The organism is Brevibacillus aydinogluensis (genome assembly GCF_961514395.1).
GTDB lineage: Bacteria > Bacillota > Bacilli > Brevibacillales > Brevibacillaceae > Brevibacillus > Brevibacillus aydinogluensis.
The window spans coordinates 2,539,617-2,558,486 of the sequence record NZ_OY569118.1 but is presented as its reverse complement, the minus strand read 5'-3'; the positions used below and the strand labels follow the sequence as shown (position 1 = coordinate 2,558,486).

The window sequence follows — 18,870 nt, the reverse complement described above, 5'->3', positions numbered from 1 at the left end:
CACGGATCATCTCGTGCCGCTGCCGGGAGGGCTTTTAGCGTCAATTCTGCGCGATGCCTTACACCCCAACGGGCTGCCGGATGCGGCGAACCAGCGCTTCCGCCTCCTCCAGCATGGCGGCCCGTTCCGCTTCACTCACGTATGGAACGGCAGCAAAGTTGCGATAGGTCACGTCATAGCCGATCAGCTTCAGCGTCCCGTCCACAATCTGTTTGCGTACCACCTCGTCAAACCCGTCGGCGCGCATCTCCTGTTCCGACTCGCGGGTGGTGGTAAAGACGAGCGCCTGTTTTCCGTTCAGCATGCCGACCGGTCCGTCATCGCCGTAGCGGAACGCGAACCCGTCCGTAAAGACGCGGTCCAGGTACCCTTTCAGGATGGCGGGCGGTGACCACCACCAGACCGGGTAGATCATGACCAGCAGGTCGGCGTCGGTGATCAGTTGCTGTTCCTCTTCCACATCCGCCCGGGCCCGGCCTTGGCTGGCCAGGTGCATGTCCTCCGCGTCAAAGACCGGGTCAAACCCGATTTGGTACAGGTCGCGGACAACCGGACGAATGCCGGCTGCTTCACAAGCAGTGACGACGCGCTGCAAGATTTGATGGGCAAAACTTTTGGTTCCTTCGTGGGCAAACACGATGCACGCTTTCATCAAAACGCCTCCTGGTCGGAATCACTCATTTTTGCGGAATCACTCGTTGGAATCACTCGTTCTTACAGTCCAAAGCGAAGACGGAGCAAAAACTTGTTCAGCAGTTCGCCGAAGGTATCCGGCTCCTGCACCTGGCGTGTGGTTGCCGGCTGCACCTGCCTGAGCGCTGCATTCACGTCGATCATGCCAAACCCGTACAGCTTGTCCTTGCCGGGAGGGCCCAAATCGACCGCGGTCTCGCGAATAATCTGCATGACCTCTTTGTTTGTCAGGTGAGGACTGACGGAGCGGATGAGCGAAGCCAGCGCCGCTACGTGCGGACACGCCATGGAAGTGCCGGACAAGGCGGCGTAGTCGTTGTGAATGTAAGTGCTGGGAATGTCGACGCCCGGTGCGGCCACATCCACATGGTCCCCGTAGTTGGAAAAATCGGCCCGCTGTTTGTTATGGTCGACAGCCGCCACGGACAAGACTTCCTCGTAGGCAGCCGGATAGCTGGGCTGGTTGGTCGCGTCGTTGCCGGATGCGGCTACAAGCACCACGTTGCGGTCATAAGCGTAACGGCACGCTTCTTTCAAGGCGGCCGAGGAGGTGTAGTTGCCCACGCTCAAATTGATCACGTCGGCGCCGTGGTCGGTCGCCCAGTAGATCGCTTGGGCGATGTCAAACGCGGATCCGGCCCCGTCCGCACCGATCGCCTTGATCGGCATCAGCTTGCTGTTCCAGGTCATGCCGGCGATACCGTCGGCGTTGTTGGTTTTGGCGGCAATCACTCCGGCGACGTGGGTGCCGTGACCGTTGTCGTCCTGGGGGACGTTGTTGTCTTCCAGCACGTTGTAGCCTTGCACCAGTTTGCCGGCAAATTCCGGATGGCGCAAATCAATGCCCGTGTCGATGACCGCCACCACGACGTCGTTGGAGCCCTGGCTGATGTCCCAGCTTTGTTCCATGCCGATCAGGGGGAGGTTCCATTGATACTCACGGTAATAGGGGTCGTTGGGCCGACGGTTCGGCAGCAGCAGGTAGTTGGGTTCCGCGTAGACGGAATCGGGATGCTCGGCCAGCTTTTTCATCAGCTGTTGGGTGGTCAAACTGCGCGACTTGATAATCATCGCCTGCCCAAAATCCCGCTTGATCCTGCCGTCGACCGAATCCAGCAGCTTTTGGAGGGCCGCTTGGTCAGGGCGGGGAGAAAAGCGGACGACGACCTCATGCTCTACATAGTGGCTGCGGTCGCGCGTATTGTGGTGCAGGGTTTTGATATGGGCGCTTTTTTCCAACCCGCGCCGCGTGTCTTTAACCTGTTCAATGTAGTTGATCCGCGGAATATGTGCCGATAGCGAAGTTACCTGGGGGTGAGGTTCGCGCATTTCCTGCTGCTGATGCCAGCGAAGCGGGATCACGGCCAGCCCGACCAGAGCAATCGCTGCGATAATCGGGGGTAAGACTCGCAAAAAAACTCACTCCCTCCATGCTGTATAGACATAGCGTGCGCACGGAGGGAGTGATTATGACGGAAAAAGCTGACATGCTTCCCTGGATGGTGGATGTAACGAGGAGGGTATCGGTTAAATCAGGCCGAGCTGCCGCAGTCCGTAGTGGATGCCCGCATCGTTAACGTGGCGGGTCACCATGTTTGCCAGCGGCTTCACCTGCTCGTGGGCGTTGCCCATCGCCACACCCATGCCGACGTAGGCGAGCATTTCCCTGTCGTTCAGGCCGTCGCCGAACGCCACCGCATCTTCCGGCTTGAGTCCGTAATGACGCAGCACCGCTTCAATGCCGCGCGCTTTGGAGCCGTTAGGAGGAAGCACGTCCAGGACGACGCGGTGCCAGCGGACGAACGACACGTCGTCACGAAAGCGGGTGAAGTAATTGTGTTCCTCCTGTTCGCCGCAGTAGAGGAACGCCTGGTAGATCGAAGCCTCTTCCCAGTAGCGCTGCCGACATACGGGCGGCGCCAGGCGCAGGGAGTGAAACGACTCGATTACGTGCGGATGGTCGGCGGTGTTGGCATAACAGGTATCGGCACTGAGGAATACCATCGGGTGGCCGTTGGCGTGGGCTGTCGCTTCCAGGTCGGCCAGCGTTTTCCTGGACAGCGGCGTCTCGCGGATCAGCCGGCCTTCTGCAACCACGTACGAGCCGTTGAACCCGACATAGGTATCGATCCCCAGTTCCTGTGCAACCGGCAGCAGGTGGAACGGCGCGCGGCCTGTGGCAATCGCGACCAAAACGCCGTTATCCTGCAGCTGCCTGACAGCCCTCCGCGTCTCCTCGGGGATGGTGTGATCCGTATTCAAGAGCGTCCCGTCGATGTCAAAAAACACGATTTTGTATGACATGTTTCTCTCCTCTCTACAAAACAGGAAAAGGGAGTGCCTGCAAAGACATCCCTTTTTTCTCTTTTTTTCATTTAGAATACAGCCGTTTCCGTCTCGCTGTCAAACACATGGCACTTGGACAAATCCATGCCCAGTTTGACGGACATCCGCGGCTTGATGCCTTCGCGGGCGTCGACGCGAGCTACAAGCTGTGTGCCGCCGACATTGGAAAAGTAGACGTACAGTTCGGAGCCCATGTTCTCGACGACGTCCACCTCTGCCGTGACGTTGCTGTCAAACGGATTGGCTTCGATAAACTGGTTGTCGCTGTAAATGTCTTCCGGGCGAATGCCAAACGTGACCTGCTTGTCGGCATATCCTTTCTCCCGCAGCACCTTCGCCTTGTCTTCCGGAAAGCGAATCCGCAGGTTGGCAGCTTCAAAGAACAGCTTTCCGTCCGTTTCGACGATGCGCCCCTTGATGAAGTTCATCGCCGGGGACCCGATAAAGCTGGCCACGAACTGGTTGACCGGGTGGTTGTAAATGTCGGTCGGGGTGGCCACCTGCTGGATGACGCCGTCTTTCATTACGACGATGCGGTCGCCCATGGTCATCGCTTCGGTCTGGTCGTGGGTCACGTAAATCACGGTGGTGTTGAGCCGCTGGTGCAATTTCAGGATTTCCGTGCGCATCTGGACGCGCAGTTTGGCATCCAGGTTGGACAGCGGTTCGTCCATGAGGAATACCTGCGGTTCGCGGACGATGGCTCGTCCCAGGGCGACGCGCTGCCGCTGGCCGCCGGAGAGCGCCTTTGGTTTGCGGTCGAGCAGATGGGCAATGTCGAGAATGCGCGCTGCTTCCTGGATGCGTTTGTCAATCTCCGCTTTGGAAAACTTGCGCAGCTTGAGGCCAAACGCCATGTTTTCGTAGACGTTCATGTGCGGGTAGAGGGCGTAGCTTTGAAACACCATGGCGATGTCGCGGTCCTTGGGGGCCACGTCATTGACCCGCCGGTCCCCGATGTACAAGTCGCCTTCGGAGATTTCCTCCAGTCCGGCAATCATGCGCAGCGTGGTCGATTTCCCGCATCCGGACGGACCGACCAGTACGAGAAACTCACGGTCTTTGATCTCCAGATGAAAATCGTGTACCGCGGTGACATTATTGCTGTACCGTTTGTACACGTGATGGAGCGTCACTTTTGCCAACTCCGGCACCTCCGTCTTCCCGAAAGTTGCAATGCTGTCGTTCCTCTTCGCTGTAGCCCATATGTTACCAGCAGGGGATGGGCAGCGCTACGGTCAAATTGTACGAATTGTTTGGTCAATTTTGCCGAAACAGGAGAAACAACTGCAGAAGCACGGCATCGGGAAACTGCCGGGGGTCCAGACCGGTCTCTTCCGTCAGCTTGTCCAGCCGGTAGATCAGGGTATTGCGGTGCAGATACAACTGCCGGGCGGCTTCGCTCACATTCAGCTGCCGGGCAAACAAGGTCTCCAGGGTCTGGATCTGTTCGCGGCTCAGCTTCGGTGCCGGCATTATATGCAAGAGTGTATCGCCCAGCAGAGAGGCGATGTCGGAAGGCAGGGAAGCGGCCCACTGTTCCAGCGGGTACTGCCGTCTGTCCGCTACCATGACTTTCGGCCGGTATTTTTGCAGGGCGCGGGAGAGGCGGAGGCAGTCGGTCAGCGCCTGGTCCAGGAGGACAGGTGTCTCCACGGCCGGTCCGAGAATGACGCGCACGTTTTCCATCAACTCGGTGGAGATGAGGTCGTGCAGGCCATAGGCCCACTCCAGCCAGTTTTCCGCATCGCCGCCATCCAGGGCGGAGACGGGAACGGCCAGGAGCAGGTGTGAAGGAGGCAGCGGAAACAGCGAGACGAGGGCCCCTTTGAAAAAATCGTGCAGGAGCGGCTGCAGTATGGCCAGTTCAAACAGTCCCTCGCTTCGGGTGGATTCCAACAGGAAGCAGACCCGCTTCTCCCGCCACGCCCAGTGCTGTTCCAGTCCGTCGGGCGGAGAAGCGGGCAGGCCCGCCGCCACTTCCGTCAACCAGGCGGTGACCTGTTCCTGGGCGGGGCCGGCCTGTTCCGGCTTGGTCAACAGCAGCGTCAGCAGCGAACGTGCGGCATCGGGCCACTGTGCCGGCCGTATGGCTACCATCAACGCCCGGCCGGCGAAAGACCCGCTTTGGACGATTTCCCAGCCGGACTGCTCCTGTGCGGCACGGACGGCCTCGATCTCTTCCTGTGCCACGTTCAGATACACGATCGGCAGGCCTGTCGCCTGCCGAATTCGTTCCACATCCCGTTTCCATGCGTCCATCTTCGGCACCCCGTTTCACTGCGAGATGCCATCATTATACATTACTCCAGGGCCAGTGTGCGGCCGGCTTCAGTCGCAACCTTGCCCGGATTGGTTGCGGCGTGTGGTTTTGCAGCGGAGCCTTTCATTTGAGCGGCAGCAGCCGTCTCCGCAGTCGGAAGAGCAGACGGCGCGCCGGCAGGAACCAGCGTGTGCAGCGTGATCTCCGGACGGGAGCGGAGGCGAATGTTCAGCCCCGTCTGCCCCAATCCCTCGCTGATGTAAAAGGGGCGTCCGTCGTAGTGATGCAGTCCTTTTACCATGTTCAGCTTGGGCAGTTGGCCCATCGTGACGAGGTGAAACGGCTTTGGCCAGTGGATCTGTCCGCCGTGAAAGTGGCCGGACAGCAGATAATCATACGAATAGTCCCGCATCTCCAGGACGAGGTTGGGATCGTGCGTCAGTACGAGGCGCACGCCATCTGTCGGCACATGCCGAAATGATGCAGCCAGATCACTGTGGCCGGTGGAGTAGTTGTCCACGCCGATCACGTGCAGTGGCATTCCGTCGTGGATGAGTGTCACGTGCTGGTTCACCAGCACCCGACAGCCGATCCGCTCCAGCTCTGCTTTCAGCTGCCCAAGCTTCGGGGGCGCCAGCACATAGTCGTGATTGCCGAAGACGACAAAGGTGCCAAGACGCGGGTTCAATTTCATCACGGTTTCCACGTAGGCTACAGCTTTGGGAATATTTTTATGGCGGTCCAACAGGTCGCCGGTAATCGCAATCAAATCAATGTGCTGTCCGGAAAAGTCCCGGACGATCCGCTCTGCGGGGATGGAAAAATTCTCCATATGAAGGTCGGACAGATGCAGCACGGTGAGCGGCTTAAAGCTGCCGGACTCGCCGCGGCACTCCGACGGCTGGACGGCCACGTTGACGCGGCGGATGTTCAGATCAAACGTATTGCGGTAGGCGCGCGCAAGTAAAACGGCAAAAAGCGACACAATCAATAACCAAAACATCTGCTGTCACCTCCGCTTTCTAGCAAACTACCTGATCATTATACAAGATTTCTGGCGTTTTCTGATAAGTAGGTTTCTGGGAGGAGGAATTTGTCAAGAAGTGCAGAAATATTATGAAAAAGCTGAATGAAGCAGTGATCCTTCAGTCACACAAGGAGAGTGAGAGAGTATGAAAGTCGACCTGATTCCGCCCGCGGAAGGACAGTACAACCTGAAGAACTACGACGAGGCTTACGCCAATTTTAACTGGGCCGACGTGGAAAAGCAGTTTTCCTGGTATGAAACAGGAAAAGTCAACATCGCGTATGAGGCGATTGACCGCCACCTGCAGACGGAACGAAGAGACAAGATCGCCCTGCTGTACAGCGACGCGACCAGGGATGAGCGCTACACGTTTGCACAGTTGAGCGAATTATCCAACAAATTCGGCAATGTGCTGCGCAGCCTGGGCATCGTCAAAGGAGATCGCGTTTTCGTGTTCATGCCTCGTTCGCCGGAGCTGTATGTAAGCGTTTTAGGGGCATTGAAAATCGGAGCGATCGTGGGACCGCTGTTTGAGGCGTTCATGGAAGCCGCTGTCCGCGACCGGCTGGAGGACAGCGAAGCGGTGGCCATTGTCACCACGCCTGCGCTGCTGCCGCGCATTCCGGTTAAGGATCTGCCTGCGCTGAAGCACATCATCCTGGTCGGGGCTACAAACGAATTGCAGAAAGGTCAAATCAGCTATGAAGAAGCGATGGCATCCGCATCCTCCGAACTGGAGATCGAATGGGTGGATCGCGAAGACGGCATGCTCCTGCACTACACCTCCGGCTCCACCGGCAAGCCGAAAGGGGTGCTGCACGTACACAACGCGATGATTCAGCACTACCAGACCGGCAAATGGGTCCTCGATCTCCAGGAGGACGACATCTACTGGTGCACCGCTGACCCGGGCTGGGTAACCGGTACGTCCTACGGGATTTTTGCCCCCTGGCTAAACGGCGCCACCAACGTGGTGCGCGGCGGACGGTTCAAGCCGGAGGAGTGGTACGACACAATTCAAAAGTACAAGGTGACTGTTTGGTACAGTGCCCCGACTTCTTTCCGCATGCTGATGGGGGCCGGCGATGAAATCGTGAAGCGCTACGACCTGTCATCACTGCGCCACGTCCTCAGCGTCGGTGAACCGCTCAACCCGGAAGTGGTTTATTGGGGCATGCGGGCCTTCAACCAGCGCATTCACGATACCTGGTGGATGACGGAGACAGGGGGACAGCTCATCTGCAACTACAAGTGCATGGCGATCAAGCCCGGCTCGATGGGCAAACCGTTCCCCGGCATCTACGCAGCCATCCTGGACGATCAGGGGAATGAACTGCCGCCCAACCGGATGGGCAATCTGGCCATTCGTACCGGCTGGCCGTCCATGATGCGCAAAATCTGGCGAAATCCGGCGAAGTACGAGGAGTACTTCCGCTTCCCGGGCTGGTACGTGTCCGGCGATTCGGCCTACAAGGACGAAGACGGCTACTTCTGGTTCCAGGGCCGCATTGACGACGTGATCAACACCTCCGGCGAGCGCGTCGGTCCGTTTGAAGTGGAAAGCAAGCTGATGGAACATCCGGCAGTGGCAGAAGCGGGCGTCATCGGAAAACCGGATCCGGTGCGCGGGGAAATCATCAAGGCGTTTATCTCCCTGCGTGCGGGCTACGAACCAAGCGAAGAGTTGATGGAAGACATCCGCAAATTCGTCAAGGAAGGCTTCGCCGCCCATGCCGCGCCGCGCGAAATCGAATTCCGCGACAAGCTGCCGAAGACGCGTTCCGGCAAGATCATGCGCCGCGTGCTCAAAGCGTGGGAACTGGGCCTGCCGACCGGCGACCTGTCCACGATGGAAGACTGATCCTGGCAAAAAATCTCCTGCGTTAAAAAGCGCAGGAGATTTCAGGTTTGTAGACAAAGTGGTCGCTGTGAGGAGAACACGTTTCCGTCATCCGCTCCGTGCTTTACCCACCGAACACAAGCTAACGCTCGCGTTCGGCGGGGCCCGTGCTCGCGCAGCAGGGAAGCACGAACTGCACGCTCCTCATCGATTTGCGGGGGATCGCCAAAGCCGCATGGCTACGCAGCCGATTCAGAGATTGCGCTCCTTTTTCCCGCAAATCGCTGCTCCGCTCGGTAGGGCTCACAAGTCGCTCTGCCTGGAAACGTGCTTCTCCTTCGTACAATCGGTTTGTCTTCAGTCTAAAATCTCCTGTGCAGAAAGCGCAGGAGATTTTTGTTTTACGAATGGGGATGGTCGTGCTCATGGCTGCACTTCGCCGGTTCCCTGTGTTCGCAGGCCAGTTCGGCATGCCACACTGTATCGTCTTCAATCTGAATGGTCACATGGGAGATGCCAAACTCATCGTGCAACAACCGAATCGCTTCGTTTAGGATCGGATAACTGGGCCGGTCATCCTCCACGGTGAGATGGCAGGTGAGCGAATCAAATCCTGACGTGACGGTCCAGACGTGCAGGTCGTGCACACCCTTTACCCCGTCGAGCTGCAGCAGGCGTTCGCTGACGCGGGTCACGTCAATGTGGGCCGGCGATCCTTCCATCAGGATGTTGACCGATTCCTTGGTCACGCGCCACGAACTGAACAGGATCAGGACGGCGACGACGATGCTGATCAGCGGGTCGGCGATGTACCAGCCGAACCAGAGCATCAGGAGACCGCCGATGATGGCCCCGACGGAGCCTAGCAGGTCGCCCAGCACGTGCAGTAAGGCACTGCGCACGTTTACGTTTTCCCGATAGTCGCCGCGCATCAGCACGTACGCGGCAGCGATATTGGCGACAAGCCCCAGCGAGGCGATCAGGATCATGGTGCTGCTCGCCACTTCGGGAGGGGTACGCAGCCGCTCGTACGCCTCCCAGAGGATTGCCAGCGAGATCACGGCCAGTGTGACACCGTTGGTCAAGGCAGCCAGAATTTCCAGGCGGCGCAGCCCAAACGTTTTCTGGGTGGAAGGAGGACGGGCCGCCACATGCAGCGCGATCAGACTCAAGAGCAGGGCAGAGGCGTCGCTGACCATGTGGCCGGCGTCAGACAGGAGCGCGAGACTGTTGGTCAGGATGCCGCCGACGATTTCCACGACGAGAAAGGCGGTGATAATCAAAAACGCGATCAGCAAGGCGCGCTTGCTGGCCCCTTTGCCGTGATGGTGATGGTGATGATGACCGTGTCCGTGGTCATGGGCATGGCCGTGATGGTGATGCAGACCCATGCGGATTCCCCCTTACGTCACAGGATGTCGGCCCGATGTGTGCAGGATGTGCCTGAGCAGGTAACGCGCATCCTCGCCAACCCCGCCCAAGAGAGCGGAAGAACGGCGATATTGCTATGGCAGGCCGAGAAAGTAGAGGCCGGCGGTTGGCGTGACGCCTCGCCGGTGAATCGGACGGCCGTTTGCGTCCAATACGCCCGGGACATGAAGCCAGTCATACGTGCAGCGAAATCCGGTCGCCCAAATGATATTAACAGCTTCCGCCTGACTGCCGTCTGAAAAGGTTGCGGTATTGCCTGACAGGCGGATGGTCCGCCCCGTTACGCGCAGCCGTCCCTGCTGCTTTAGATATTGAAACTGGCGCTTGCAGCCAATGATCGGATCGGGCTGCCTGCTCAGCCATTGGCCCGGCAGGGTGGTGACGGGAATGGAGAGTAGTCCGGACAGCTTGAAGTACCAAAAGATAGGTTTTCCCAAAAGGCGCTGGGGAAGAAACGAACGCTGTCGCCCGATGGAGAGAACAACCGGTCTGGAAGCGGCAAGTTCCACGGCGATCTGGACCCCTGAATTGCCGTCTCCGACCACCAGGACTGGGCCGGGGCGGAGCTGGTGTTCGTTTTTGTACGCATCCGTATGTAATTGGACGACATCAGGGGCAGCATCGCGATGGATCTCAGGGATCCACGGCGACTGAAACGGTCCCGTAGCGATCACGACCTGCCGGGCGAACCACTGCTCCTGTCCGCTGGTGACGAGAAATCCATCGCCGTACTTCTCAACCGACGAGACGGGCGTTTTTGTCCGGATTGGCAGGGAGAAGTGGGCGGCATACCGTTCCAGATAGTCGGCCACGTCGTTTTTCCCAGGCAGTCCGTCACGATCGCCGGGGAAGGGCAGGCCGGGCAGGTCGCTTAAAGAGCGCGGGGTGAACAGCACCAGCGTGTCGTACCGCTGCCTCCAACGATCGCCCACCCGCTCGCACTGGTCGACGATCAGGAAACGGAGCCGCGCTTGCCGCAGGTAGTAGCCCATGGCCAACCCCGCTTGACCGGCACCAATTACCAGCACATCATACGCGTTCATGCAATGTTTCCCCTTTTCCACAAGTGATGGCAAGAAAATGATAACACATTAATATATGAACATTCAATCATATATTTATGTAATTTGACTGCATCTTCTGCCACTTCCGGGCGGCTGCACACAGAGCCATGCCGCAACATCGGCAAGCAAAGAAGCATGTTTCCGCGTTTCGGCGGAGCCATGCTTCTCGAAAGAGGCTGTTAATTCTAAATAGTCAGAACAAAATGCCTCCTAGACGTCCTGTTGTATCTCGGATCAGCCAGCTTGTATCTCAGATCAGCCGGCGGCAACCGATTGGGCGGCAGGTCGGGTGTAGACCCGATGGGGCTGGAGATCGCCCGGATGTCTGACATACAGCGGTCCCCATGCTGGATTGGCATCGTGCATGCCTTTCAGCACGGTGATCATGCGTTGGAAAATCTCCTGGATATTGGCGCCCTGTTCCAAAGCACCGGTGACAGCAGCTGCCACCACGTGGGCGGCGTACAATCCCGACATGTAGCATTCGTTCAGATCGCCGGAGGAGGTGAGATGGGAGCGAATGCTGGCAGCAATCTGCTCGTCGCGGTCGTGCCAGTTCTGGATCTGGGCAAGTGCGTGGTCTTCCAGGTTCTTCAACGGCGACTCCGCGATGACGGAAGCTACTGCGGCGGCGGAACGCTTTGCCGTATCAGCGTCGATGGTTGTACGGCCCAATACGATCGTGCCGAGATCTTTGTCCGTTTCTGCCATGAGGGCATCTGCCCAGATCGACGCACCGTCAAAACGGAGCAGCCGGACCGTCTCGGCGGCCAAGTATCCGCGCAGGATGTCGGCGGGGTGAGGATCGTAGTCGGGACCCGTATTGCGCAGCTTCGGTGTGCCTCCCCAAGCGCCGTTCAAGGCGCGGAAGTAACCGATCAAGCCAATGCCCGCGGCTGGCCCCATGTTGAGCACGCCCAACACGTCGGAGGCGGTTTCATCGATGCGGAGCGCCCAGTACTCGGCCAAGCTGCGGCTGAACTTTTGCCCGAGCAGCTCCTGGCGGACGACCTGTGACAGCTCCTGCAGCAACCCCGTATCGGCGTGCAGTATGTCGTGTCCGGCCGTTTCGTGGGCGAGCGCGGACCAGGCGAGCAGTCCCTGCTTGGCATGGGAAGGGGGAAGGTTTACAATGCCTGTCTCCAGTCCAAAATGGGCTGCGGCGTCAATTGGCCACGTGTACGGTCCGTATTGGGGCCGTCCCCATTTGACCAGCGGAGCGATTACGCTGCGGTCCGGCGGTTTGATTCCGGCCCGGTCACCCGCACTGAGAAAACCGTCGTACAAGTCGCTGACTACTTCCTGGAAGGCATCTGTTGCGGTTTGTTCGTATCCTTCCCCGTTTTGCAGGATTGCCTGGACGATGTCCATGAGCAGACCGGCTTCCCGTTCCCGGTTTGGGTCACGTTTGAGCAGCTCGGCAAATCCGGACTCGGAGAGCTCGTCCAGTGTGCGCGCGATTGGCTGAAACACTTTCTCCCGATAGAGCGGCGGCAGTTTGTCCCGTGCGGCCTCCAGGCGAATCAACAGTTGCCGGTAATCCGTCGGGTCGGCCGGTCCCGGGTTTGTATCCAATGCGGCCGTTTTTGCCTCTTCAATACACGCCTGCAGGTTGGAAAAATCAGGTTGTTTCATCCGTAGCGCCTCCCATCATCAAGAGATTTTCTCCGGACAAGCGGCAACGTCAACCGATGTGAAAACGGACCGAGAACGGGGAGATCACCTCCTATTCAGGTGTGGGCGAAACGGTTCGGTTTGGATGAGTGATGGATAGGATGCAGCGATAGGGAGAGGAAGCGATTCCGGAGCCGGGCAGCGGAGGAGAAACGAGCTGGCTCGGGAATCATGCCGGAATGGCTGCAGCGAACAGGAGCAACTTTGCGGGCGGCGCTCCACGCCTGAGAAAATGAGGTGTCGCACGCGATCGCCACCGAGCGCCAAATCATGTGATGACGTCCGCGTCATTCTTCAGCTGCACGCGGGGCCCCCGCTATCCGGCGGCAATCCTTATCCCGCATGCGACGAGCGTAGATGACTTGAGCCATTCCCTGGTGCTCACGCGATCACCTCTTGCAGCTATTATAAAACGGAATGGTTGGAAAAAAAGTGTTGCTGTAAAATTCCGCCAATTTCCGTGTGTGATGAGGAGTCTAAAAGGGCTGTCCCTTAGAAAAGCGCTGGGGACAGGCGATTGTGCTGCCTGTCCCCGTCATTGTTTCAGCAGATGGTGGCGGACTGCATAGGCGGCCAGCTGTACCCGATTGGCCAACTGCAGTTTTTCCAAGATGTTTTTGATGTGATTTTTCACCGTGTTTTCCGCGATCACCAGTGCGTCGCTGATCTCCCGGTTGGTTTTGCCTGCACCGACGTACTTGACAATCTCCCGTTCGCGCGGGGTGAGCACGTCCGGCGTCGGTTCGTCCAGTCGTTGCTCCTGGCGGAAGTGGTGAAACAGCCGCGTTGCCATTTCGCGGGAGACGTCGCTGTCTTCGCCCAGGAGGGCATGCAGATAGGTGATCCAGTCGTCCGGCTCCAGGTTTTTCAAAAGGTACCCTTGGGCACCGAACTGGATGGCGGTGATCAGGTCGCCGACATCGTCGGATACGCTGAGGATCACCACCTTGATGTGCGGGTAGGCTTTTTTCACCACTCGCGTGGCTTCGAGGCCGCTCCACCCGGGCATGTTGATGTCCATCAGCACCAGATCGGGCTGTAGTTGTCCGCAGAGGGTGTATGCTTCCTCTCCGTTGGTCGCCTCGCCAACCACCTCAAAGGACGGATCTTGTTCCAACAGGCTGCGAATGGCCATCCGCGCCATGGGGTGGTCGTCGGCTATCAACACGCGGTATGCGCTCATCTCCCGATTCCTCCGTTTCCGGCCGTCAGCTGTATGTGCGTGCCGCCTTCCGCGCGCTGGCGGATGACGATGGCAGCGCCCAACTGCCTGGCTCGCTCGGCCATCATCGCCAAGCCGTATTTTTTCGCTTCGCCGTCAACCGACGGGATTCCGATGCCGTCATCCTCGATCACAAGCTGCCAGTTTCCAGGTTCGGTGCCGACCAGCTTCAGCCACGTGTGGCGGGCATTGGCGTGTTTGCGGATATTGGCAAACGCCTCCTGGATGACGCCGAACAACTGTACTTCTTCGGCTGGTGAAAAAATGCCATCCACAAGCTGCACCTCCTGCGTCACATCCACTCCCGACAGCGCGCTCCACTGGGAGAGCCACTTTTCCACACGTTGCGTGAGGCTGCTGCCTTCTTCCGGCAGGGAGCGCAGGTTGAAAATCGCCTGCCGTACGTGATTGTCAATGGCCGAAACAGCGACGCGCGCATCCTCGAGCTGTCCCTGTTTCAGTTTGACGTTGAGGAAAAAGAGTGACTGGGCGATGCCGTCGTGCAGTTCCCGCGCCAGCCGTTCCCGCTCCTCGTACACAGCGCGGCGCGCCTGTTCTTCCACCAGTTTGGCATTCATCCGCTCAATCTTGCGGAACATCCAGGTGGCAAACAAAAACGACAGCAACAGGGTCAGGATCGTGATATAGACATTGCCCGCTTCCATCGAGAGGTAATCGAGCAGAAAATCGTGCCGGACAAATTCAAAGCCGCCGATGATGAATGGCGGCAAGAGAACGGTCAGCCAGTAAAGGCTGCGGTACGTCATGCCACCTCTCCCTTCCAATTGCCTGATCCTTGAGATCTCGTAATCTAGTATACCGAAGGAACCGGGCGGATGGTATACTCGGGTAAGAGTGACAGACTGACAGGAGGAGAAGACATGAGCACGGTGGCAAAAGCGATGACCATCGCGGGTTCGGACAGCGGAGGCGGCGCCGGCATCCAGGCGGACCTGAAGACGTTTCATCAGCTCGGCGTCTACGGCACCAGCGCCATTACGGCGGTGACAGCGCAAAATACGCTGGGAGTGGCAGGGGTCTACCCGCTGCCGACTGAAGCGGTGACGCAGCAGATCCGCGAAGTCCTGCGTGACATCGGCGCGGACGCGGCCAAGACGGGCATGCTGTTTGACGCCGCGATCATCCGGGCGGTGGCGGAGGAAGTGCGCGCGTTTCGCCTGGAAAAGCTGGTGGTCGATCCGGTGATGGTCGCCAAGGGCGGCGCCAAGCTGCTTTTGGACGAAGCGATTGAGGCGCTGAAAACACACCTGCTCCCGCTGGCCGAAGTGGTGACGCCCAACCTGCCGGAAGCAGAGTGCCTGACCGGCATGACGATCCGCACACCAGCCGACATGCGGGAGGGGGCAAAGGCGATTCACGCCTTGGGCGCACGCCATGTCCTGATGAAAGGCGGACACCTGGACGGCGATGAGATCGTCGACATGCTGTACGACGGACAAGCGTTTTACGAAATGGCCCACAGCCGCATTCAAACCCGTCACACCCATGGGACCGGCTGCACCTTTTCCGCCGCCCTGACGGCGGAACTGGCCAAGGGAAGACCGTTGGTGGAAGCGGTGGAGCGGGCCAACCGGTTCATCGTCCAGGCGATCGCCACCGCACCGCAAATCGGCGGCGGGCACGGCCCGACCAATCACTGGGCAGCCATTGAATAAAACTACGGCAAGAGCTCGAGGTCTCCTCGAGCTCTCAGTTTGCAGACAAAGTCCGCGGCGTATGGGAGAGCGGGCCCGCTCGCTCGCTTGACGCCCAGCAAAGAAGCGAATGATGTCCGCTTCAAAACGAGACGCGGGCAGGGGACAAACATCTGGGTATTTCGAGGAAGTGAGACTTGTGTCCCCTGTTGATTCCCGCGTCTTCGTTTTTCCGCTGAGTCGGTCGTCAAAGGAGCTCGCTTGGCCCATCCCGCCATGCGATGCCCATTGTCTTCCGCTTCGGTTGATGAATGGGCAGGCCTTTCGGCCTGAAAATCATTTTTAAAGTCCGTAGTGCGTTCCACCGGCCGCAGCCGATCATTTGATGCCAACGGTAAAGTCCCCATTCAGTTTCGCGGGATAATCGGACAGGGTAAATCGATACGTTGATGGAACACCCTTTTCTGTTTTCCGCTTGAACAGTTCGCCAAAATACTGGACGCCGCCGTACGCGTAGGAAGTCCCCTGAACATGCTCGTACTCGTTGCCCCGGTCGTCATACAAATCCCGGACTAACGGGTGAAGCTGGTGAAGATCGCCCTCCTCCACCCTCAGCGCGAGGTCCAGCCCCACCACGTCTTCGTTCTGCCGCAGGGCTTCCACCCGCAGTCTGTCGTCCGGCGCCTGCAGCAGCCGGCCGGTTTTCGCGTCGATGACCACGTGCAAGTTCTCCTTGTCCAGGGCCCGGATGCCGTCGGCTGTGACATACAGCTTTTCCGGCGGGGTAAAGTAGCTGCTCTCCAGGTAGTAGACCACGCTGTCCTCATCGACCGAATGGCTGGATACGCCGTTTCCCCAGAAGGCGAATGACTCCCCTTCTTCATTGACCAGACGAAGGTTGTCAAAGCCGAAGATGCGCTTGCTGTTTTTCGGGTCGAAGCGGATGGCCACCTCCGTCTGCGTCGGATAGACGGTGACGCGCTCCACCGTGATGGCCTGACCGTCCACGATCACGGTTTTGTTGACGGGATATACTTTTTCTGTCAGGTCGGCATATGTGGACTTGTCGATCGGGATGTCCACGGACAAGGGTTCCCATACCTGATTGTCTACGGACAGGGTGACCTTGGCGGTGATGCGGTCCGGGATCGGGACGTCATCTTGCCAGTAGACATCCAGTTTGTTTTGGCTCACGACCGCCTCCTTGTCAGCAGGCTTGTGTGACCAGGAAAAGCCTGCCTTCAACTGGTTTCCCTCCGGATCGTACAGTTCCAATTTTTCCAGCTTCGTCACATGTCCCGGCTCCGCATTCTTGATCGTGTACACAATCAGCATCCGTTTTTGGTCCATCAACACCTGATCCACCGTAAAGCTCACCTTGCCGCGGACGGCCGACCGGCCAACCTGCTGCGTCAAACCGTGCTGGGCCGCCATCTGCAGTCCCTTGTCGTACTGGATCAGCTCCACCAGCGGCTTCAAGCCGGGAACGCGGCTGACGTAGGCGGCGACGGCTGGGGAGAGGCGGATGGAGAAGACCAGCCCCAGCATCAGCACGCAGGCGGTCAGCGCAGACCAGCCAATCCGGTGCAGCCGCTGCGTGCGCATCTGCCGCCGCCGGGCTTCTGCCATGCCGGCCAGGATGTAACGATCTGCCTGTTCCGGGACCGCCACATGCTGGTACCGCTCCCTGATCTCGGACAGCTGCTGTTCCGTTTGCTCCCAGTCACGCACCGTGATCACCATCCTTTTCCCAGATCTTCGCGCAGGGCGCCGAGCGCTTTGTGCAGCCACGTCTTGATTGTGCCTTCCGGGTGACCGAGCAGGGAGGCAATTTCCCGGATGGTCAAATCTTCAAAGTACTTCAATATGATCACCTGGCGCTGGACCGGAGCCAGGCGGGACAGAGCCTCGTCGATCTGCAGCCGGCTGTCGGTGTCCTCCACATGGGCGGCCTCCCGCTCGGTCGGCTCCAACTGCCAGCGCCGCTTTCGCTTTTGCTCGTCAATGCAGGTGTGAATCATGATCCGTGTCAGCCAGGTGGAGACGTAGGCGGGAGTTTTCAGTTTGGAGAGCTTCAGGTAGGCTCGACAGGTCACTTCCTGCAGCGCTTCCAGGGCGTCCGTCTCGTTGCGGAAAAAGGCGTAAGCCACCCTGTACAGTTTTTCCTTGTGTGCGCGAATCAATTGGTAAAACGCGTCGTCGTCTCCGCGCTGCGCGGCCGCGACAAGCTGTTCCAGGTTCACGTCAACCCCTCCCGTCTTATTAGACGCCCGGGAGCGGCAAACGGTTTTGCCTGCGCGTGGTTGATCCGCTGTCCAGATTGAACCGTTGCGGAGGGGCGGGAAAAGGCCGAGCAGTGGCTGCGCCGCTTCACACAAACGTGCAGTAAGTGCCAGCCAGGTTTCTCCGCGGTGGAGATGTTGGCGGGCAGGAGATACTAGCATGAGGAGGGAACCAGCCATGGAAACGATGACGTTGGACAAGGCGAAAGCAACGGCCGGCAGCGATGCCAACCTGTTTGAGCCCGATTTCGTCTTCTTTGAACCGGCCGCGCTGGACTATCCGCTGGGCCGGGAACTGTACCGGCGGTATCAACAACAAGGCCTGCCTATCCGGATGACGACCAGTCACAATCAGGTGCGCGGCATTCCGGGAGAGACAGAGGTGCAACAGTACCGCAATGCCAAGCGGACCTTGGTGGTGGGCGTGCGGAGGACACTGAAGTTCGAGCAGTCCAAGCCGTCTGCCGAGTACGCCCTGCCGCTTGCCACCGGCTGCGCTGGCCACTGCCATTACTGCTACCTGAACACCAACATCGGCACCAAGCCGTACATCCGCGTCTACGTCAACACGGACGAAATCTTTGCCCAGGCCGAGCGGTACATCCGCGAGCGAGCTCCGCAGATTACCCGGTTTGAGGCCGCTTGTACGTCAGATCCGGTCGGTATCGAGCACATTACCGGCAGTCTGAAGCGGGCCATCGAGTTTTTCGGCGATCAGCCGCTGGGGAGGCTGCGGTTCGTCACCAAGTTTCATCATGTAGACTCCCTGCTCGACGCCCGACACAACAAGCATACCCGCTTTCGCTTCAGCATGAATGCGGACTACGTGATCAAGAACTTTGAACCCGGCACGTCCAGTTTTGAACAGCGACTGGAAGCGGCCGGAAAAGTGGCCCGGGCCGGCTACCCCCTCGGCTTCATTCTGGCGCCGCTGTACCGCTTTGACGGATGGGAAGCGGGCTACACCGATCTGCTGGAGAGGCTACGGCAGCAGTTGGCACCGGAGGCATTGGAGGACCTGACGTTTGAGCTGATCCAGCACCGCTTTACCACCGTGGCCAAGAAGCTCATCTTGCAGCGATATCCCAAAACCCGCCTGGAGATGAATGAAGCCGATCGCAAATACAAGTGGGGGAAGTACGGCAGAGGCAAATACGTCTATCCGGACGAACAGGCCAAGGAACTGCAAACCCACCTGGAGCAGGAAATTGCCCGGCTGTTTCCGCAGGCCAAAATCGAGTACTTTACCTGACGCCGCCGAAGATCGATCGAGCATGCACGGCCGGCCTGGGAGCACGCCCGGCCGGCCTTCAGGCAGTATGCTGCCCATGTTTCCCAAGTGAATCGAATCTTTTCGACAAACCATGACCGTC

At 58.7% G+C, this 18,870-nt stretch carries 15 protein-coding genes and 1 pseudogene; 3 read left to right on the top strand and 13 right to left on the bottom strand.

Going from position 1 to position 18,870, the window contains the following annotated elements:
* Nucleotides 1–58: 58 nt before the first annotated feature.
* The 6 genes from Q7F15_RS12600 to Q7F15_RS12575 form a co-directional block, all read right to left on the bottom strand.
* A complete protein-coding gene (locus tag Q7F15_RS12600; RefSeq protein ID WP_230076774.1) occupies nt 59–652 on the bottom strand; it encodes an NAD(P)H-dependent oxidoreductase in 594 nt (197 codons plus the stop codon).
* Between the two features lie 62 nt (nt 653–714).
* Nucleotides 715–2,106 (bottom strand): S8 family peptidase, encoded by a 1,392-nt coding sequence (locus Q7F15_RS12595; RefSeq protein ID WP_304414446.1) that lies wholly within the window; start codon nt 2,104–2,106, stop codon nt 715–717.
* A 114-nt stretch (nt 2,107–2,220) separates the two neighbouring features.
* Nucleotides 2,221–2,997 (bottom strand): Cof-type HAD-IIB family hydrolase, encoded by a 777-nt coding sequence (locus tag Q7F15_RS12590; RefSeq protein ID WP_230076776.1) that lies wholly within the window; start codon nt 2,995–2,997, stop codon nt 2,221–2,223.
* A 71-nt stretch (nt 2,998–3,068) separates the two neighbouring features.
* Nucleotides 3,069–4,184: an ABC transporter ATP-binding protein gene (locus Q7F15_RS12585; RefSeq protein WP_171566469.1), complete on the bottom strand. Its 1,116-nt coding sequence runs from the start codon at nt 4,182–4,184 to the stop codon at nt 3,069–3,071.
* Between the two features lie 115 nt (nt 4,185–4,299).
* Nucleotides 4,300–5,301 (bottom strand): PucR family transcriptional regulator, encoded by a 1,002-nt coding sequence (locus tag Q7F15_RS12580; RefSeq protein ID WP_304414445.1) that lies wholly within the window; start codon nt 5,299–5,301, stop codon nt 4,300–4,302.
* 41 nt (nt 5,302–5,342) lie between these two features.
* Nucleotides 5,343–6,305 carry a metallophosphoesterase gene (locus Q7F15_RS12575; protein WP_230076778.1) on the bottom strand — a complete coding sequence of 321 codons (963 nt, stop codon included), beginning with the start codon at nt 6,303–6,305 and terminating at the stop codon, nt 5,343–5,345.
* Between the two features lie 169 nt (nt 6,306–6,474).
* Between Q7F15_RS12575 and acsA the strand changes: the two genes are divergently transcribed.
* Nucleotides 6,475–8,190, top strand: a complete 1,716-nt coding sequence (acsA, locus tag Q7F15_RS12570) for an acetate--CoA ligase (RefSeq protein ID WP_230076779.1) — start codon at nt 6,475–6,477, stop codon at nt 8,188–8,190.
* Between the two features lie 380 nt (nt 8,191–8,570).
* On the opposite strand, the gene Q7F15_RS12565 is transcribed toward acsA, so the two are convergent.
* The 5 genes and pseudogenes from Q7F15_RS12565 to Q7F15_RS12545 all read right to left on the bottom strand — a co-directional run bounded on the left by Q7F15_RS12565 (nt 8,571) and on the right by Q7F15_RS12545 (nt 14,327).
* Nucleotides 8,571–9,560 (bottom strand): cation diffusion facilitator family transporter, encoded by a 990-nt coding sequence (locus tag Q7F15_RS12565; protein WP_304414444.1) that lies wholly within the window; start codon nt 9,558–9,560, stop codon nt 8,571–8,573.
* Between the two features lie 12 nt (nt 9,561–9,572).
* Nucleotides 9,573–10,643 (bottom strand): annotated as a pseudogene (locus Q7F15_RS12560) (flavin-containing monooxygenase).
* 276 nt (nt 10,644–10,919) lie between these two features.
* The gene (locus tag Q7F15_RS12555) at nt 10,920–12,299 is read right to left on the bottom strand and encodes a hypothetical protein (protein WP_304414442.1); all 1,380 of its coding nucleotides are present in this window, start codon (nt 12,297–12,299) and stop codon (nt 10,920–10,922) included.
* Between the two features lie 574 nt (nt 12,300–12,873).
* Nucleotides 12,874–13,521, bottom strand: a complete 648-nt coding sequence (locus Q7F15_RS12550; RefSeq protein ID WP_171566476.1) for a response regulator — start codon at nt 13,519–13,521, stop codon at nt 12,874–12,876.
* A complete protein-coding gene (locus tag Q7F15_RS12545; protein ID WP_171566477.1) occupies nt 13,518–14,327 on the bottom strand; it encodes a sensor histidine kinase in 810 nt (269 codons plus the stop codon). Before Q7F15_RS12545 ends, Q7F15_RS12550 begins: the two co-directional genes overlap by 4 nt.
* A gap of 114 nt (nt 14,328–14,441) precedes the next feature.
* Here Q7F15_RS12545 and thiD point away from each other — a divergent pair, with 114 nt between their 5' ends.
* Nucleotides 14,442–15,236 carry a bifunctional hydroxymethylpyrimidine kinase/phosphomethylpyrimidine kinase gene (gene thiD, locus Q7F15_RS12540; protein ID WP_230076783.1) on the top strand — a complete coding sequence of 265 codons (795 nt, stop codon included), beginning with the start codon at nt 14,442–14,444 and terminating at the stop codon, nt 15,234–15,236.
* Nucleotides 15,237–15,593: 357 nt separating this feature from the next.
* On the opposite strand, the gene Q7F15_RS12535 is transcribed toward thiD, so the two are convergent.
* Both Q7F15_RS12535 and Q7F15_RS12530 read right to left on the bottom strand, forming a co-directional pair.
* On the bottom strand, nt 15,594–16,946 hold the full coding sequence (locus Q7F15_RS12535) for a DUF4179 domain-containing protein (protein WP_304414441.1): 1,353 nt from the start codon (nt 16,944–16,946) through the stop codon (nt 15,594–15,596).
* Between the two features lie 5 nt (nt 16,947–16,951).
* Complete coding sequence (locus Q7F15_RS12530) at nt 16,952–17,458, bottom strand: sigma-70 family RNA polymerase sigma factor (protein WP_171566480.1); 507 nt, start codon at nt 17,456–17,458, stop codon at nt 16,952–16,954.
* A gap of 217 nt (nt 17,459–17,675) precedes the next feature.
* On the opposite strand from Q7F15_RS12530, the gene splB reads away from it, so the two are divergent.
* Nucleotides 17,676–18,749 carry a spore photoproduct lyase gene (gene splB / locus Q7F15_RS12525; protein ID WP_304414440.1) on the top strand — a complete coding sequence of 358 codons (1,074 nt, stop codon included), beginning with the start codon at nt 17,676–17,678 and terminating at the stop codon, nt 18,747–18,749.
* The last annotated feature ends 121 nt before the right edge of the window (nt 18,750–18,870 follow it).

Bases quoted from the DNA above. Each gene is read 5' to 3' on its own strand.
- Q7F15_RS12600 (WP_230076774.1), bottom strand. From the start codon at position 652: ATGAAAGCGTGCATCGTGTTTGCCCACGAAGGAACCAAAAGTTTTGCC.
- Q7F15_RS12590 (WP_230076776.1), bottom strand. From the start codon at position 2,997: ATGTCATACAAAATCGTGTTTTTTGACATCGACGGGACGCTCTTGAAT.
- Q7F15_RS12580 (WP_304414445.1), bottom strand. From the start codon at position 5,301: ATGGACGCATGGAAACGGGATGTGGAACGAATTCGGCAGGCGACAGGC.
- Q7F15_RS12575 (WP_230076778.1), bottom strand. From the start codon at position 6,305: ATGTTTTGGTTATTGATTGTGTCGCTTTTTGCCGTTTTACTTGCGCGC.
- acsA (WP_230076779.1), top strand. From the start codon at position 6,475: ATGAAAGTCGACCTGATTCCGCCCGCGGAAGGACAGTACAACCTGAAG.
- Q7F15_RS12565 (WP_304414444.1), bottom strand. From the start codon at position 9,560: ATGGGTCTGCATCACCATCACGGCCATGCCCATGACCACGGACACGGT.
- Q7F15_RS12555 (WP_304414442.1), bottom strand. From the start codon at position 12,299: ATGAAACAACCTGATTTTTCCAACCTGCAGGCGTGTATTGAAGAGGCA.
- Q7F15_RS12550 (WP_171566476.1), bottom strand. From the start codon at position 13,521: ATGAGCGCATACCGCGTGTTGATAGCCGACGACCACCCCATGGCGCGG.
- Q7F15_RS12545 (WP_171566477.1), bottom strand. From the start codon at position 14,327: ATGACGTACCGCAGCCTTTACTGGCTGACCGTTCTCTTGCCGCCATTC.
- thiD (WP_230076783.1), top strand. From the start codon at position 14,442: ATGAGCACGGTGGCAAAAGCGATGACCATCGCGGGTTCGGACAGCGGA.
- splB (WP_304414440.1), top strand. From the start codon at position 17,676: ATGGAAACGATGACGTTGGACAAGGCGAAAGCAACGGCCGGCAGCGAT.